Below are 15,841 nucleotides of genomic sequence, written 5' to 3'. Positions count from 1 at the left end.
CGCTCAGCCCTTCAGGTGGGCGGTGTTGTTCCAGCCCGCGAGCACGGGCTGGACGCCATCCGGCTCCGAACCCAGGACGCTGATGGCTGCGGTGCCCAACTGGAACAGCCTGCCTCCTTCTGGGGGCAGGCCCAGCCAGCGCGCGGCGATGATGCGCAGCATGTGCCCGTGGGAGAAGAGGAGCACGTCATCCTGGATGGCGCGGGCGTCCGCGATGATTCGGTCCGCGCGGGCGCCCACCTGCTCCAGCGTCTCCCCGTTGGGGACGCCGTCCTTCCACAGGGTCCAGTCCGGGCGCGTGCTGCGGATGTCCGCGCCGGTGCGTCCTTCGTAGTCCCCGTAGTCGAACTCCATCAGGTCGTCGCGCTTCTGGGCCGCGTCGCCGTAGCCGGCGAGCACGCAGGTCTCCAGCGCGCGCGTCAGGGGGCTCGTCCACACGGCGGCGAAGCTCCAGGCGCTCAGCGGGGCTCGGAGCTTCTCGCCCATCGCCCTGCCTTCTTCGAGCAGGGGCAGGTCGGTGCGGCCGGTGTGCTGGCTGGTGCGGCTCCACTCCGTCTCACCGTGACGGACGAGGACCACCTGGGGCGCGCGAGTCTTCATGGCGCCAATCTGTGTCAGCCGGAGGCCGGATGGGTGGGAAAAAGGCCGGCGCTACTTCTTCCGTGTCCGCCACTCCTCACGGCTCTGGCCCCAGATCTCCATGGGGTCCTTCTCGTAGGGCGGCGGCAGGTGCTCCATGCGCAGCAGGCGCGAGCCCAGGCGCTGGGCCACCTGCTTCGACGGCGTATTGGCCGGCTCGATGGAGTGGATGACCTCCGTCCAGCCCAGATGGTCGAAGGCCCAGTCGATGGTGGCGGTGGAGGCCTCGGAGGCGTAGCCCTTGCCCCAGTGTTCGCGCAGCAGGCCCCAGCCGACCTCGGTGCCCGGCCAGCCGTCCGGCATCCAGGGCCCGACCCGGCCCACCCACTTCCCCGTGGACTTCTCGAACACGGAGAACATGGCGAAGCCCTGGAGGACCCACGAGCCGGCCATGGTGCAGACCGCCCGCCACACGTTGGAGCGCGGTTGGAGGCCGCCGATGAAGCGGGCGGATTCCGGATCCGCCATCATCGCGCAGAAGCCATCCAGGTCCTGCAGCGTGGGAGGCCGCAGGATGAGGCGTGGGGTTTCGAGGGTGGGGCCCAGGGTGATCATGTCCGGTCTCCGGCGTTCGTGCTGCGACGCGGGAGACCGTACTGCATTCAGCGCTTCAAGCCGCGCTTGATGTCCGCGCAGAGCTGCTTCGCCGCCTGGGGTCCGTCCGAATGCGCGGCGCGCACCAGGGCGCTGCCCACCACGACGCCGTCGGCGTGGGCCACCAGCGCCTTCGCCTGTTCGCCGGTGGAGATGCCGAAGCCCGCCACCACCGGCACCGACGCGGCCCTGCGCACCAGGTCCAGTCGGTCGGACAGGTTCGGGGGCAGCTCCGCGCGCATGCCGGTGACGCCCGCCACGGACACGCAATAGACGAAGCCTCGCGCGTCCTTCGCGATGCCTTCCGCGCGCGCGGGCGGTGTCGTGGGCGCGCACAGCGGGATGAGGTCCACGCCTTCCGCGTCGAACGCGGCTCGCAGGGCGGCGCTCTCCTCGGGGGGCAGGTCCGGGAGGATGGTGCCCGAGATGCCCCGCTCGCGCGCGAGCTTCGCGTAGCGCGCTTCGCCCATGGCCATCACCACGTTGACGTACGTCATGATGACCAGCGGCGTCTCCGGGCAGCGGCGGCGCACCTCCGGCACCACTTCGTCCAGCACGCGGCGCAGCGTGGCGCCCGCCTTCAGCGCCCGCTCCGACGCGGCCTGGATGACGGGCCCGTCCGCGATGGGGTCGCTGAACGCCACGCCAATCTCCAGCACGTCCGCACCGCCCTCCACCATGGCGGCGAACACATCCACCGACCGCGCGAGGTCGGGGTCTCCCGCCATCGCGTAGGCCACCAGTGCGCCTTCGCCCCGGGCCTTCGCCCGCGCGAACGCCTTGCCCAGTTCCGTGCTCATGACTTCACCCCCGTCGCCGGAGGAACGCCGCGCGCGGAGATGGTCGCCACGTCCTTGTCGCCGCGTCCCGAGCAGTTGATGACCAGATGCTGTCCCTTGCCCATGTCCCGGGCCAGGGAGCGCGCCGCCGCGAACGCGTGCGACGTCTCCAGCGCGGGGAGGATGCCCTCCGTGCGCGCCACCTCGTAGAAGGCGGTCAGGGCGTCGTCGTCCGTCGCGGTGCGCACCTCCATGCGGCCCGTCTTCGCCAGGTGCGCCAGCTCCGGCCCCACGCCCGGGTAGTCCAGGCCGGCGGAGATGCTGTGCGCCTCTTGAATCTGTCCGTTCTCGTCCTGGAGCACCAGCGAGCGTGAGCCGTGCAGCACGCCCTCCGTGCCCAGTGTCAGCGACGCGCCGTGCTGGCCGGACTGGAGTCCGTGGCCCGCCGCCTCCACGCCGACGAGTCGCACCGACGTGTCCGGGATGAACGGGTGCAGCGCGCCAATGGCGTTCGAGCCGCCGCCCACGCACGCGATGATGGCGTCCGGCAGCCGGCCGATGGCGGCCTGCGTCTGCGCGCGGATCTCCTTGCCGATGATGGCCTGGAAGTCGCGCACGATGGTGGGGTAGGGGTGCGGACCGGCCGCGCTGCCGATGACGTAGTAGGTGTCCTCCACCTGCGACACCCAGACGCGCATGGCCTCGTTCATCGCGTCCTTCAGCGTGCGCGAGCCCGACTCCACCGGCCGCACCACCGCGCCCAGCGCGCGCATGCGGAAGACGTTGAGCGCCTGGCGCTCCACGTCCAGCGCGCCCATGAACACCTCGCAGGGCAGGCCGAAGAGCGCGCACGCGGTGGCCGTGGCCACGCCGTGCTGGCCCGCGCCCGTCTCCGCGATGATGCGCTTCTTGCCCATGCGCTGGGCGAGCAGCACCTGGCCCACGGTGTTGTTGATTTTGTGCGCGCCCGTGTGCGCCAGGTCCTCGCGCTTGAGCCACACCTGGGCGCCGCCCCACGACTTCGTGAGGCGGTGCGCGGGCGTCAGCGTCGTGGGCCGGCCCACGTATTCGCGCAGCACGCGCGCGACCTCTTCTCCGAAGGCCGCATCCCGCTGGGCTACCGCGTACGCGGCTTCCAGCTCCATCAGCGCGGGGACCAGGGTCTCCGGCACATAGCGTCCGCCGTAGCGGCCAAAGCGGCCCGCGGCCGTGTCCGTCGTCATGGCTCTACTCCAAGCAGTTTGAGGGTCGGCCAGAGTGTCATGGGCAGTGGGGTAGCGCGGCTCATGGTGGCGGTGCGGTTGCAGAATGAAGCACAAGTCCTCCTGGCAGGGGAGAGGCCAGAGGTCGCAGAGGATGTTGCCTCGCTTGCAGGGGGCTGGACCTGACGGCGCGGGCGTCGTGCCCTGTCCGTCACGGCTTGTCGGCCATGGCGGCCAGTTGGCCCTGCGCGATTTCGCGGTACAGGGGGACCACTTCGACGGACAGCACATCGCGCATTTCCTGGCGCGCGCTGTCGTAGTCGCCGTTCTCTTGGTAGCGGTACATCCTGTGGAGTGCATCCCCCACCCGGTTGGAGCCCTCGGTGATGCGCCGTGAGCACTCGCGCAATACCGCAAGCGCGCTGGCTTCGGTGCTCACGTCGGCGGCGTCCAGTGCCACTTCGCGCGCCGTGCGTCGCAAGAGGCCGCGCACGTCGTCGGTGAGCACCAGCGGCGCTCCTTGGCGGAGGACTTGCCGCGCGAGCGCGCGTATCGGGTCCCAGTCAGGTCCATCTTCCGTCATCGTCATCGCCCACCCTTCGGTCGGCACTGGTCGAGGGGCCATTCGTGCTGTCCGGTGCAGTCCTCGAAGCACGCAAAGCAGCGCTTCTTCCTGATCCAGTCTTTAGTCTGGCAGTCCCCGTACAGCCGGATGCACCGCCGTTTCCAGTCCGGAAGGTTGGCGTTGTGTGAGTCGTCGTACTCCTCCGCGTCTGAGCCAACATGCGTGCCGGTGGCGCCGACACTCGCGGCCATGATGGCGGCGGCTTCGGCGGTCGTGAGGCCGCATGCCTCCGGCAACCCGGGGTGGCGCTGGATGCAGTCCGTTTCGGTGTCCATCGCAATCGTGGCGCACCCCAGACAGAAGGCCGCAAGGATGGGGGCGAGGTGGTGTCGCCAGGACGTGGCGATCGGAGTCGTCATGGCGCCCGACGCTACAGCGTGGCCCCCTCGGGTTCGCTCAATCGGGCGGGATCGCGGTGAAGGCAGGGCGGTTCGACCTTCGGACTGAGCGGTGGACGCGGGATGAAGGACACGCGGTCCAACTCGCAGGAGATATCGGAGGGGCTACGGTGGTCCCTCGACCCAGAGGTTGAGGGTCCTGACCGTGCGCACGAAGGCGCGCACCGCGTCCAGGTCCTTGATGCCAGGGGCCGACTCCACCCCGCTGGCCACATCCACACCGTAGGGCCGGGTGGCCTTCACGGCCTCGGCCACGTTGGACGGCTTGAGGCCGCCCGCCACCAGCACCGGCGCCCCGCAGTCCGCGAGCCGCGCCACCAGCGACCAGTCGAAGGTGACGCCGCCGCCGCCATAGCCCGGGGCCGCGCCGTCCAGCAGCAGCCCGGAGACATCGCCCACGCCCACGTAGGCCCGGGCCCTCGCCACGTCTTCAGGTCCGCGCACGCGCAGCGCCTTGATGACCGGCACGCCGTAGCCGGAGCAGGCCTCGGGCGGCTCGTCGCCGTGGAGCTGCACCGCCGTGAGGCCGCACTCGCGCACGCGCAGCCGGATGTCCTCCGGCTTCGCGTTGACGAACACGCCCACCACCGCGCCCAGCGGAGGCCGCGTGCGGGACAGCGCCGCCGCCGTGTCCACGTCCACGAAGCGGGGGGAGCCCGGATGGAAGTTGAGCCCCATCGCGTCCGCGCCCGCCGCCCACACGCCTCGCGCGTCCTCGATGCGCGTCACGCCACAGACCTTCACGGTGACGTTCACGCGCCGCCACCTTCCAGGCCGAGCAACCGGAGCAGGGCCCGACCGGGGTCGGCGTCGCGCAGGAGCGATTCGCCCACGAGCACGGCGTCAGCGCCCGCGTCACGCGCGGCGGTGAGGTCCGCGAGCGTCTTGAGGCCGCTCTCCGCCACCAGCGCGGTGGACCGGGAGCGCAGCGCGGGCATCACCCGGAGCGCGGTGCCAGTGTCCGTCTTCAGCGTGGCGAGGTTGCGGTTGTTGAGGCCCACGATGCGCGCCCCCGCCGCGAGCGCGCGTTCGGCGTGTTCCGCCGTGTGGGCTTCCACGAGGGCGGCCACGCGGAACTGCTTCGCGGCGGCCACCATCTCGCGCAGCACGGTGTCCTCGAGCGCATCCGCGATGAGCAGCACCGCGTCCGCGCCCCAGGCCGCGCTCTCTTCGACTTCGCTCGCGGCGACGAGGAAGTCCTTGCGCAGCACCGGGATGGCCAGGGCGGCCCGGACCGCGACCAGGTCCTCCAGGTCGCCCCCGAAGTCCGGCCCGTCCGTGAGCACGCTGATGGCGCACGCGCCCGCGGCTTCGTAGGCACGCGCGACCGCGACCACGTCCGCATGCGGGAAGGCGCCGCCCGACGGGCTCTTGCGCTTCACCTCCGCGATGACGTTGACCGGATGTCCGGGCACGCGCCGCACCAGCGCCTGCGCGAAGTCCCGCGTGGGAGGCAGCGTGCCGTGCGTCGGGGGAGGGCGGGTGCCCAGCTCCCGGCGCTTGCGCGCCATGATGACGTCCAGCGTGCCGGGGGCTTCCGAGGGCTTCGCGGCGGAAGAGGGGGTCGTCATGCCGCGACCCTTTCAATCAGCGCGGCCAGCTTGCGTTCAGCGGCCCCGGAGTCGATGGCGTGCTCCGCCTTCTTCACGCCGTCCTTCAGCGTGTCCACCAGACCCACCACGAGCAGCGCGGCGGCCGCGTTGAGCAGCACCGCGGTGCGGATTCCGTTGCGTTCGCCCGCGAGCAGGGCGCGGAGCTTGCCCGCGTTCTCCTCCGCGTCACCCCCTGCGATGGCGTCTCGCGAGATGGTCTCCAGGCCCGCGTCCTCCGGCCTCACGGTGAAGCGGTGCACGGTGCCATCCGCGCGCAGCTCCGCGACCTCCGTGGGGGCGCAGGGGGAGATTTCATCCAGTCCGTCGTGACCGTGCACCACCCAGGCGCGGCGGCTTCCCAGGCGTCCCAGCACCCGCGCGGTCTGTTCCACTCGCTGCCGGTCGAACGTGCCCAGTAGCTGGTAGCGCGCCCCCGCCGGGTTCGTCAGCGGCCCCAGCAGGTTGAACACGCTGTGGAAGCCCAGGTCCCGCCGCGCCTGCGCCACGTGCTTGAGGGCACTGTGGTGCGAGGGCGCGAAGAGGAAGCCCACCCCGTGTTCGTCGATGTCGCGCGTCACCTGCGCGTGCGCCCGCTCCATGGACACGCCCAGCACCGCGAGCACGTCCGCGCTGCCGCAGCGGCTGGAGACCGCGCGGTTGCCGTGCTTGGCCACCGTCACCCCCGCCCCGGCGGCCACGAAGGCCACCGCGGTGGAGATGTTGAAGGTGTGCGCCCCATCACCGCCCGTGCCGCAGGTGTCGAGCACCACCTCCGCCACGGGCGAGATGCGCGCCGCGCAGGCCCGCATGGCCTCCGCCGCGCCGAGGATTTCATCCTCGGTCTCACCCTTCATCCTCAATGCAGCGGCCAGCGCCCCCACCTGTGCGGCGGAGGCCTCGCCCGCGAGCATCTGGCCCATCACCGAGGCCATCTCCTCGCGGGAGAGGTCGCGCCGGCCCACCACCCTGCCCAGCGCTTCCTTGAGGGTCATGGCGCCTATCCCAACCGGACCATTTCGCGGCCCATCGCGTGGGCGATGGCGCTCACTTCACCCATGGCCTTCTCGAACTCGGCGAAGTCCAGCGACTGGAAGCCGTCCGACTTCGCGCGCGGCGGATCCGGGTGCACTTCCACGATGATGCCGTCGGCTCCCGCCGCGATGGCCGCGCGCATCATCGCCGGCACCGCCTTGCGCACGCCGATGCCGTGGGAAGGGTCCACGAACACGGGCAGGTGCGTCAGCGACTTGAGCATGGGGATGGCGTTCAGATCCAACGTGTTGCGGGTCATGTTCTCGAACGTGCGGATGCCGCGCTCGCAGAGGATGACCTGGGTGTTGCCGCGCGCGACGATGTATTCGGCCGCCATCAGCAACTCCTTGATGGTGGCGCTGATGCCGCGCTTGAGCAGCACCGGCTTGCGCGTTTCGCCCACCGCTTCCAGCAGGCTGAAGTTCTGCATGTTGCGCGCGCCCACCTGGAGGATGTCGGTGTGCTCCGCGACGGCGGCCAGGGTGGCGGTGTCCTTCACCTCCGTGGTCACCATCAGGCCCGTCTCCTTGCGCGCCTCCGCGAGGAGCGCCAGGCCGTCACCCTTGAGGCCCTGGAACTCATAGGGGCTGGTGCGCGGCTTGAACGCTCCGCCGCGCAGCATGGTGGCGCCCGCCTTCTTGACGGCGTGCGCGGTGGAGACGATCTGCTCGTGCGACTCCACCGAACAGGGGCCCGCGATGACGTGGATGCCCGCGCCGCCGATGTTCAGGTTGCCCACGCGCACGATGCTGTCGTCGGGCTTCACCTCGCGGCTGACCAGCTTGAACGGCTGGGAGATGACGACCGCGTCCGCGACGCCGGGCAGCACGCGGAAGGGCTCCGGTTCCACCGCGCCCGGGTTGCCCGTGATGCCGATGGCCGTGCGGGAGCCTCCTGCGATCGCGTGCGGATGCCAGCCACGGCGGCGGATCTCATCGTTCACACGCTCGATGTCCTGGGCCGTTGCGTCTGGACGCATCACGATCAACATGGGGTGCTCCTGCTCTTTCTTCTCCGGAGGCCACACCGGCCCATGCCGGTGCGGGTGTGCTTGGGGAATCGGGCACGGGGGGAACGTTTGCAATAACTGTCGGATGCCCGCAACCGGCCTGGAGTCTCGCTTGCACGTCCTGGCGTTTACAAGCCAGGGTCCGGACGCTCGCTGGATTGGAGGAAGACCGTGGCGAAGCCAGGGGTCATCGTCGTGGGCGCGGGACTCGCGGGGCTGGCATGCGCGAAGGCCCTGCGTGAGGCGCGGGTGGATGTCCACGTGCTCGAAGCAGGGGACGCACCGGGAGGTCGGGTGCGCACCGACGCGCACGAGGGCTTCCTGCTGGACCGGGGCTTCCAGGTGTTCCTCACCGCTTATCCAGAAGCACAGCGCGTGCTCGACCTGAAGGCCTTGTCGCTCCGCCGTTTCATTCCAGGCGCGAAGGTATGGCGGGGTGGGCGACTGCACACGCTGGCGGACCCGCTGCGGCACCCGGTGGAAGCGGTGTCGCATCTGTTCACGCCCGTTGGAGGGCTGCTGGACAAGCTGCGCGTGCTGGAGCTGCGTCAGCACGCGACGTCGGGAGAATTGGGGGACCTGTGGCAGCGCCCGCAGCAGGACTCGCTGCGCTTCCTGCGCGACCTGGGCTTCTCCGAGGAGATGATCGACGCGTTCCTGCGCCCGTTCTTCGGCGGCATCTTCCTGGAGCGTGAGCTGACGACGTCCAGCCGGATGCTGGAGTTCGTGTTCCGGATGTTCTCCCAGGGGCACACGGTGGTGCCGGAGCGGGGCATGGGCGCCATCCCGGAGCAGCTTGCGGCGAAGCTGCCGTCGGGGGCGCTGCGGATGAAGGTGCGCGTGGCCGATGTCTGGGGCCACCGCGTGCGGCTGGCGGACGGCGAGATGGTGCACGCGGACGCGGTGGTGGTGGCGACCGACCCCGGCACGGCGGCGTCGTTGCTGGTGGGCATGCCGGCGCCGAGGATGAACCGGGTGACGTGCCTCTACTTCGCCGCGCCGGAGCCGCCGGTGGAGGGGCCGTGGCTCCTGCTGAACGGCGAGGGCCGGGGGCCCGTGAACAACGTGGCGGTGATGAGCGAGGTGTCCCCCGCGTACGCACCGAAGGGACAGGCGCTGGTGTCCGTGTCGGTGGTGGATGACGGGGGCGACGGGGAAGGGCTGGAGGCGCGCGTGCGCGAGCAGCTCACGGAGTGGTTCGGCGCGGCGGTGTCCGCGTGGCGCCACCTGCGCACGTATGTGCTTCCGGACGCGCTGCCCGTGCAGACCCCTTCCGCGCTGGTGGAACCGCACCGGCCCGTGCGGCTGGCTGCGGGGCTCTACGTGTGCGGCGACCACCGCGAGAACGCGTCCATCGACGGGGCGCTCACGTCGGGACGCCGCGCGGCGGAGGCGGTGTTGCTGGACCTGGGGCGTTAGGGCGCGCTCCGTTCACGGGAATGAGCAGCCGGGCAGGCGAATGGCGGCTGGACGCACCGCCCGCAGGGGACCTAGGGTCGGACACACACTCCTAGTCCAAGGACCCGTTCATGTTCCGCCGTCTTGCCCTGATGGGGATGCTAGGTCTCGTGGCCTGTAATGGCTCCGATGACGATGACGACGTCGATGCCACGAAGGGAACTGTCGAAGGGACCCTGCAACCGTTCCAGGCCGGCTCCTCGGCTGTGGGCAGCCGGTCGTCGCTGGATGCGTTCTTCTCCCTGCCCAACGCGAAGAACCTCTCCAAGATGGTCTCCCGCGCGATCGCCGCGAAGGGCGTGTGGCGCACGGGCATCCCGTCGAAGCCGCTGACGCATGAGTCGTCCCTGCTGCCGGGACAGATCATCGTCCGCTTCGACACGCCGGGCCTGTCCGCGGAAGAAGCCGTCGCGCAGGCGCGGGTGGAGGGCTATCACGTCGAGCATCAGGCCTACCTGAGTGACACCCTGCACCTCTTGCGCTTCGAGGTCCGCCAGCCGCAGGCGATGGCCAGTGGCGCCTCCAACGTGCGCGCCCTCACCGAGGCCGAGCACGTGCGCGTGCTGAACAAGGTCCAGTCCGTGCCGGGTGTGAAGTACGCGGAGAGCAACGTGCGGGTGCGGGCCCTCGCCGTCCCCAACGACCCGCTGTATTCGCGGCAGTGGCACTACTCGAAGATGAACCTGCCCGCCGCGTGGGACCTGACCAAGGGCAGTGCGTCCATCTTCGTCGCGGTGCTGGACACCGGCAGCACGGACCACCCGGACCTGAACTCGCGGATGCTCCCGGGCATCGACCTCATCTCCGAAATCCCCAACGCGGGGGACGGCAACGGTGTGGACTCCAACCCGAAGGATGAGGGCAAGGACCTGCCCAACGGGGGCTCGTCGTTCCATGGAACGCACGTGGCTGGCACCATTGGCGCGTCGTCCAACAACGGCGTGGGCGCGGCGGGCGTCACCTGGGAAGGGCGGAACATCATCCCGGTGCGCGTGCTGGGCACGAAGGGCGGCTCGCTGGCGGACATCGTCGCGGGCATGAACTGGGCGAGCGGTGGTGGTGTCCCGGGCGTGACGCCCAACGCCAACCGGGCGCGGGTCATCAACATGAGCCTGGGCGGCAACGGCGCGCCGTCGCAGGCGCTCCAGGACACGGTGAACCTCGCGGTGAGCCGCGGCTCCATCTTCGTGGTCGCCGCCGGCAACGAGAACACGAGCACCGCCAACAGCTTCCCCTGCAACCTGCAGAACGTCATCTGCGTGGGCGCGGTGCGCTTCAACGGCAAGCGCGCCAGCTACTCCAACTACGGCCCCCAGGTGGACGTGATGGCCGCTGGCGGCCAGACGAGCGAGGACCGCAACGGCGACGGCTTCCCGGACGGCGTGCTGTCCACCCTGCCCGACAGCACCGGCAAGGCTTCGTACGACTGGTACCAGGGCACCAGCATGGCCACCCCGCATGTCGCGGGCATCGTCGCGCTGATGCTGGCGAAGGATCCCACCCTCAAGGCCCAGGAGGTGGAAGCCATCCTGAAGGACACGGCGGACGCGACGAGCAAGTGCGCCGAAGGTTGCGGCGCGGGGCTCGTGGATGCCTACGCGGCGGTCCTGCGCGCGTCGGGCGGTGGTGACACCTCCCTGCCCCCGAAGCTGGCCATCAGCTCCACCCAGCTCTCCCTCACCGGGGCGGAATCGCAGAGCCTGTCGGTGCGCAACAACGGCGGTGGCACGCTCCAGGTGAGCGTCGCCGTCTCCGGGACCAACGCCTCCGCGGTGTCCGTCTCCGCTTCCACGCTGTCCATCGCCGCCTACCGGTCCGCGGAGCTGAACGTGACCGTCAACCCGGGCTCGCTTGCGGCGGGCAGCTACGTGGCGCAGATCGACCTGACCGGTGCTTCGGGCGCGGGCACCGCGCAGGTGCTGGTGAAGTTCCGCGTGGGCGCCACCAGCGGCAAGGACGCGGTCATCGCCTTCGCCTACCTGGATGCCGCGGGTGAGGTGCAGATCGACGACGACGGCATCGGCACGGTGTCCGGGTCGGGTGGCTACGAATACACCACGAAGCTCACCCCCCACGAGTACCTGGTGCTGGCGTCCATCGACGACACCGGCGAAGGCGAATACTTCGACGACGGCGACCGCGTGGGCTTCTGGCGCGACACCACCCAGGTGGAGACCGTGGAGGTCATCAAGGGGAAGAAGAACACGGACATCAGCTTCACCCTGGTTCCCTACCAGTCGGACGAGGACGACCAGCCCACCGCGACCATCGGCAAGCCCTGCACCAGCAGCAGCGAATGCGGCACCGGCGGCCTGTGCGCCAACGGCAGCTCCTTCCCGGGGGGCTACTGCACCCAGGACTGTCTGTCGTCGAGCTGCCCGTCGGGTTCGGCCTGCTATTCGAGCACCGATGGCGCCAGTGCCTTCTGCTTCGCCTCGTGCAATCCGGCGGAGACGGGCGTGTGCCGCACCGGCTACGTGTGCTCCAGCGACGGCGCGGGCGGCGGCGCGTGCGTTCCTCCGTGAGGTGAAGCCAGGCCGCGTGTCGGCGGGGCACGTGTGAGCGTGCCCGCCGGCTCAAGGCCCCTGGGTGACGACGCTTCGCTCCGGGGTACGCTGCCGGAGCGATGACGGTTCCTCCCGCTGTGTCCCCGCTGCCCGGTGATGCGTCCCTGCCTTTCTGGCGGGCCGCGGCCACGGGCGGGGTGCTGGCCTGGACGGCGCTGGTGCACGCGCACCCGCCGTCCTTCTTCGCCGTCGCCTCCGCCTTCTGCGCTGTCTGGCTCGCGGTGACATGGCGGGCGATGGGGCCCTGGCGAAGGTCTCCGCCTGGCCTGTCGCTTCCGGATGCCGCGTGGAGCGTGGCCCAGGCGGTGGTGCTGTACGTCGGCGCGCGCGCGTTCCTGTGGGCCTTCTGTGGCGGCTTCACCGACGCGCTCTGCGAACCCCTGCAAGCGGTCTACGCCACGTTCGGCACGGGCTCCTGGAGCACGGCGCTGGCGCTGGTGCTGGTGCTCGTGCCCGCGGAGGAGTTGTTCTGGCGCGGGCGGGTGCAGGGCGCGCTGCGTCCGCGCCTGGGGCGGTGGGGCGCGGTGGCCGGGTCGGCGGTGCTGTCCAGCCTCGTGCTGCTCGTCTTCGGGGAGCCGCTGCTGGCCCTGGCCGCGCTGCCCACGTCACTTGCCTGGGGCGCCCTGGCCGAGTGGCGCGGCACGCCCGTGGCGTCATGGTTGAGCCATGCACTGTGGGACGTGCTCATCGTCGTGCTGTTGCCCGCGACGTGAGTCCGCGTGACAGACTTGGTGCCCATGGCCTCGTCCCCTGAAATCTGCGTCTTCGGCGCGGGCAGCATCGGCTGCTACGTCGGTGGTCGGCTCGCGGCGAATGGAGCTCCGGTGCGCTTCATCGGTCGCGAGCGCGTGGTGGCGGAGGTCCGAGCCCACGGTCTGCACCTGACGGACTGGCGCGGCGCCGACCTGAAGGTGCCCGCGTCGCAGGTGCGCATCGACACGGGGCAGGAGGCGCTGGGCACGGCGGACCTGGTGCTCGTCACGGTGAAGTCCGCGGCGACGGAGGAGGCGGGGCGCACGCTCGCGTCACGGCTCAAGGCCGGCGCGAGTGTCATCAGCTTCCAGAACGGTCTGCACAATGCCCAGGTGCTGCGCGGCCTGCTGCCCGGTCGCACGGTGCTCACCGGCATGGTTCCGTTCAACGTCGCGGCGCAGGGGCAGGGTGCCTTCCACGCGGGCTCCGAGGGCACGCTGGAGGTGGAGCAGCACGCGCTGCTCGCGCCCTACCTGGACGCCTTCGCCCGCGCGGGGCTGCCGCTGAAACAGCACGCGGACATCGGCGCGGTGCAGTGGGCGAAGCTCCTGCTCAACCTCAACAACGCCATCAACGCCCTGGCCAACCTGCCGTTGAAGGAGGAGTTGTCCCAGCGTGCGTGGCGGCGCTGCGTGGCGCTCGCGCAGCACGAGGCGCTGGCCGTGCTGGACGTGGCCCGGGTGAAGCCCGCGAAGCTCACGCCGCTGCCGCCGCACTGGATCCCTCGCCTGCTGGGGATGCCGGACGCGGTGTTCGCCGTGCTCGCGAAGAAGATGCTGGCCATTGATCCGAAGGCGCGCTCGTCCATGTGGGACGACCTGCACGCGGGCCGCAAGACGGAGGTGGACTACCTCAACGGCGAGGTCGTCCGGCTGGCCCACCAGCACCGAGTGGCCGCTCCGGTGAACTCACGCCTCGTGGAGCTCGTCCATGAGGCGGAGGCCGGGCCCCGTCGCGCGTGGACCGGCGAGGCCCTGCTCGCGGAGCTGGAGCAGGCGGGACGCTCGAGCGGGTCCTGACGATCATGCCGCACGGGCCATCACCGGGAGGGTGTCTCCCGGCGATGACCGCGACCTGCGACGGCCTCAGCTCGACTGCGCCGGCGTCGCGGTGGCGGCGGCGGGGGGCGGCACCTGCGACGCGTCCGGGATGCCGTTGCCCGCGCCGGACGTGGCCAACTGCGTGAGCAGCGCCGTCATCCGCCGGGCGAAGCGGTTCGGGTCGCTCAGCGGGCTGCCTTCGGTGAGCAGCGCCTGGTCGTGCAGCAGCTCAATCCACTCGCTCACCTGCGGCAGCGACGGATCCCTGGCGATGAGGCCGCGCAGGTGCTCGATGACCGGGTGCTTGGGGTTGATCTCCAGGATGCGCTTGACGCGCGGCATCCCCTTGCCGCGCTCCTTCAGCAGGCGCTCCAGGTAGGCCGGCGAGCCGCCTTCGGACACCACCAGGCACACCGGCGAATCCGTGAGGCGGTCCGACACGCGCACCTCGCGCACGTCCTCGCGCAGCACGTCCTTCATCCGGTCCGTGAGGCCCTTGAGCCCTTCGGAGTGCTGCTCCTTCTCCTTCTTCTGCTCGTCCGTGGACTGGAGCTTCAGGTCCGCGTTGAGCGCGGAGACCAGCGGCTTGCCCTGGAATTCGCGCAGGCCCTGCGCGGCCCACTCGTCCACGGGGTCGGTCATGAAGAGCACCTCGTAGCCGCGGTGCTTCAGCGACTCCAGGTGGGGGCTGTCCGCCACCGCCTTCCGGCTCTCGCCGTAGACGTAGTAGATGGCCTCCTGGCCTTCCTTCATGCGCGTGACGTAGTCCGCCAGCGACGTGAGGCCCTCCTCGCGGGAGGTCTCGTAGCGCACGAGCGCGCCCAGCTTCTCGCGGTACTCCGTCTCCAGCGTCAGGCCTTCCTTCACCACCGTGCCGAAGGACTCCCAGAACGTGCGGTAGTCGTCCGGCTTGTCCTTGGCCATCTTCTCCAGCAGGTCCAGGGACTTCTTCACCACGTGCTTGCGGATGGAGCGCACCACCGCCGAGTCCTGCAACATCTCACGCGACACGTTGAGCGGCAGGTCGTCCGAGTCGATGACGCCGCGCACGAAGCGCAGCCACTGCGGCACCAGGTCCTCGCAGCGGTCCATGATGAACACGCGCTTGACGAACAGCCGCACGCCGCGCTGCTGCTGCGAGTTCAAGTCGAACGGCGGGTGCTTGGGGACGAAGAGCAGGCCGGTGAACTGCTGCGTGCCGTCCGCCTTGAAGTGCGTCCACGCCAGCGGCTGGTCGTAGTCGTGCGTCAGGTGCTTGTAGAACTCCTGGTACTGCTCGTCGGTGATGTCCGACTTCGGGCGCTGCCACAGGGCGCTCGCCTTGTTCACCACCTCCAGCGCGGTCTCCGTGGCCTGGGTCTCCCCGCTGCCCACGTGCTTGGTCACCTGGAGCTTGATGGGGTGGCCGACATAGTCGGAGTACTGGGTGATGAGCTGGCGCAGCTTCCACTCGTCCAGGAACTCCTTCTGGTCCGCCTTCAGGTGCAGCGTGATGGCGGTGCCGCGCGTGGCCTTCTCCGCGGGCTCCACGGTGAACGTGCCGTGCGCCTCCGACGCCCAGCGCCACGCGGTGCTCTCACCCGCGGCGCGGCTCACCACGTCCACGCGGTCCGCGACCAGGTACGCGCTGTAGAAGCCCACGCCGAACTGGCCGATGAGCTGCATGTCCTTCTGGCCCTTCTGCGCCAGCGCCTGGAGGAACTCGCGCGAACCGGAGTGCGCGATGGTGCCCAGGTTCTTCACCAGCTCGTCGTGCGTCATGCCGATGCCGGTGTCCTCGATGGTGAGGGTGCCCTTGTCGGCGTCGGGGATGATGCGCAGCTCCAGGGCCGACTCGTCCTTGAGCAGCTCCGGCTCCGTGATGGCGCGGAAGCGCAGCTTGTCCAGCGCGTCGGACGCGTTGGACACCAGCTCGCGCAGGAAGATCTCCTGGTGGCTGTAGAGCGAATTGATGACCAGGCTCAGCAACTGCTGGATCTCCGCCTGGAACGAATGGGTTTCCCGCTGGGGGTGGGTCTCTGCGGACATGAAGGCCTCCGGGCGCTGACGAACCGCGCCAATACCCTTCCCCATAACCATGCCCGCCGGCTTGTCGAGAAGAGGGAATCCGCCCACACCCTTCACTGGGAGGGGCGGCCGGGTTGGGGTAGGGA

15 protein-coding genes are annotated in these 15,841 nt (G+C 70.2%); 4 read left to right on the top strand and 11 right to left on the bottom strand.

The features are described from left to right. Positions 1 to 3: 3 nt before the first annotated feature. The 10 genes from D7V88_RS11965 to aroF form a co-directional block, all read right to left on the bottom strand. On the bottom strand, positions 4 to 600 hold the full coding sequence (locus D7V88_RS11965) for a histidine phosphatase family protein (RefSeq protein WP_120540762.1): 597 nt from the start codon (positions 598 to 600) through the stop codon (positions 4 to 6). Between the two features lie 51 nt (positions 601 to 651). Next, positions 652 to 1,194, bottom strand: coding sequence for a GNAT family N-acetyltransferase (locus D7V88_RS11960; RefSeq protein WP_120540761.1), 543 nt, complete (start codon positions 1,192 to 1,194; stop codon positions 652 to 654). A gap of 47 nt (positions 1,195 to 1,241) precedes the next feature. Then, on the bottom strand, positions 1,242 to 2,033 hold the full coding sequence (trpA, locus tag D7V88_RS11955; RefSeq protein ID WP_120540760.1) for a tryptophan synthase subunit alpha: 792 nt from the start codon (positions 2,031 to 2,033) through the stop codon (positions 1,242 to 1,244). Further along, positions 2,030 to 3,235, bottom strand: coding sequence for a tryptophan synthase subunit beta (gene trpB / locus D7V88_RS11950; protein WP_120540759.1), 1,206 nt, complete (start codon positions 3,233 to 3,235; stop codon positions 2,030 to 2,032). Before trpB ends, trpA begins: the two co-directional genes overlap by 4 nt. Positions 3,236 to 3,425: 190 nt before the next feature. Further along, entirely contained in the window at positions 3,426 to 3,797 is a 372-nt protein-coding gene (locus D7V88_RS11945; protein ID WP_120540758.1) for a DUSAM domain-containing protein, read from the bottom strand. Positions 3,798 to 3,799: 2 nt separating this feature from the next. Then, complete coding sequence (locus tag D7V88_RS11940) at positions 3,800 to 4,198, bottom strand: hypothetical protein (RefSeq protein ID WP_244238109.1); 399 nt, start codon at positions 4,196 to 4,198, stop codon at positions 3,800 to 3,802. 144 nt (positions 4,199 to 4,342) lie between these two features. Next, complete coding sequence (locus D7V88_RS11935) at positions 4,343 to 4,993, bottom strand: phosphoribosylanthranilate isomerase (protein WP_120540757.1); 651 nt, start codon at positions 4,991 to 4,993, stop codon at positions 4,343 to 4,345. Beyond that, a complete protein-coding gene (locus D7V88_RS11930) occupies positions 4,990 to 5,808 on the bottom strand; it encodes an indole-3-glycerol phosphate synthase TrpC (protein WP_120540756.1) in 819 nt (272 codons plus the stop codon). The genes D7V88_RS11935 and D7V88_RS11930 overlap by 4 nt, the downstream gene beginning before the upstream one ends. Further along, entirely contained in the window at positions 5,805 to 6,821 is a 1,017-nt protein-coding gene (trpD, locus tag D7V88_RS11925) for an anthranilate phosphoribosyltransferase (protein WP_120540755.1), read from the bottom strand. Before trpD ends, D7V88_RS11930 begins: the two co-directional genes overlap by 4 nt. Before the next feature lie 5 nt (positions 6,822 to 6,826). Next, positions 6,827 to 7,852: a 3-deoxy-7-phosphoheptulonate synthase gene (gene aroF, locus D7V88_RS11920; RefSeq protein ID WP_120540754.1), complete on the bottom strand. Its 1,026-nt coding sequence runs from the start codon at positions 7,850 to 7,852 to the stop codon at positions 6,827 to 6,829. Positions 7,853 to 8,041: 189 nt separating this feature from the next. Between aroF and D7V88_RS11915 the strand changes: the two genes are divergently transcribed. The 4 genes from D7V88_RS11915 (at position 8,042) to D7V88_RS11900 (ending at position 13,667) form a co-directional block, all read left to right on the top strand. Beyond that, positions 8,042 to 9,289 (top strand): NAD(P)/FAD-dependent oxidoreductase, encoded by a 1,248-nt coding sequence (locus D7V88_RS11915; protein ID WP_208726242.1) that lies wholly within the window; start codon positions 8,042 to 8,044, stop codon positions 9,287 to 9,289. 110 nt (positions 9,290 to 9,399) lie between these two features. Then, complete coding sequence (locus tag D7V88_RS11910; RefSeq protein ID WP_120540752.1) at positions 9,400 to 11,853, top strand: S8 family serine peptidase; 2,454 nt, start codon at positions 9,400 to 9,402, stop codon at positions 11,851 to 11,853. 101 nt (positions 11,854 to 11,954) lie between these two features. Further along, on the top strand, positions 11,955 to 12,608 hold the full coding sequence (locus tag D7V88_RS11905; protein ID WP_244238108.1) for a CPBP family intramembrane glutamic endopeptidase: 654 nt from the start codon (positions 11,955 to 11,957) through the stop codon (positions 12,606 to 12,608). 24 nt (positions 12,609 to 12,632) lie between these two features. Then, entirely contained in the window at positions 12,633 to 13,667 is a 1,035-nt protein-coding gene (locus D7V88_RS11900) for a 2-dehydropantoate 2-reductase (protein ID WP_120540751.1), read from the top strand. 66 nt (positions 13,668 to 13,733) lie between these two features. Here D7V88_RS11900 and htpG read toward each other — a convergent pair whose 3' ends face one another. Further along, complete coding sequence (gene htpG / locus D7V88_RS11895) at positions 13,734 to 15,716, bottom strand: molecular chaperone HtpG (protein WP_120540750.1); 1,983 nt, start codon at positions 15,714 to 15,716, stop codon at positions 13,734 to 13,736. Positions 15,717 to 15,841 lie beyond the last annotated feature (125 nt).

Source organism: Corallococcus terminator (genome assembly GCF_003611635.1).
Classification (GTDB): Bacteria; Myxococcota; Myxococcia; order Myxococcales; family Myxococcaceae; genus Corallococcus; species Corallococcus terminator.
Note: the sequence above shows the minus strand (reverse complement) of the source record. Positions and strands in the feature narration are given on the sequence as shown.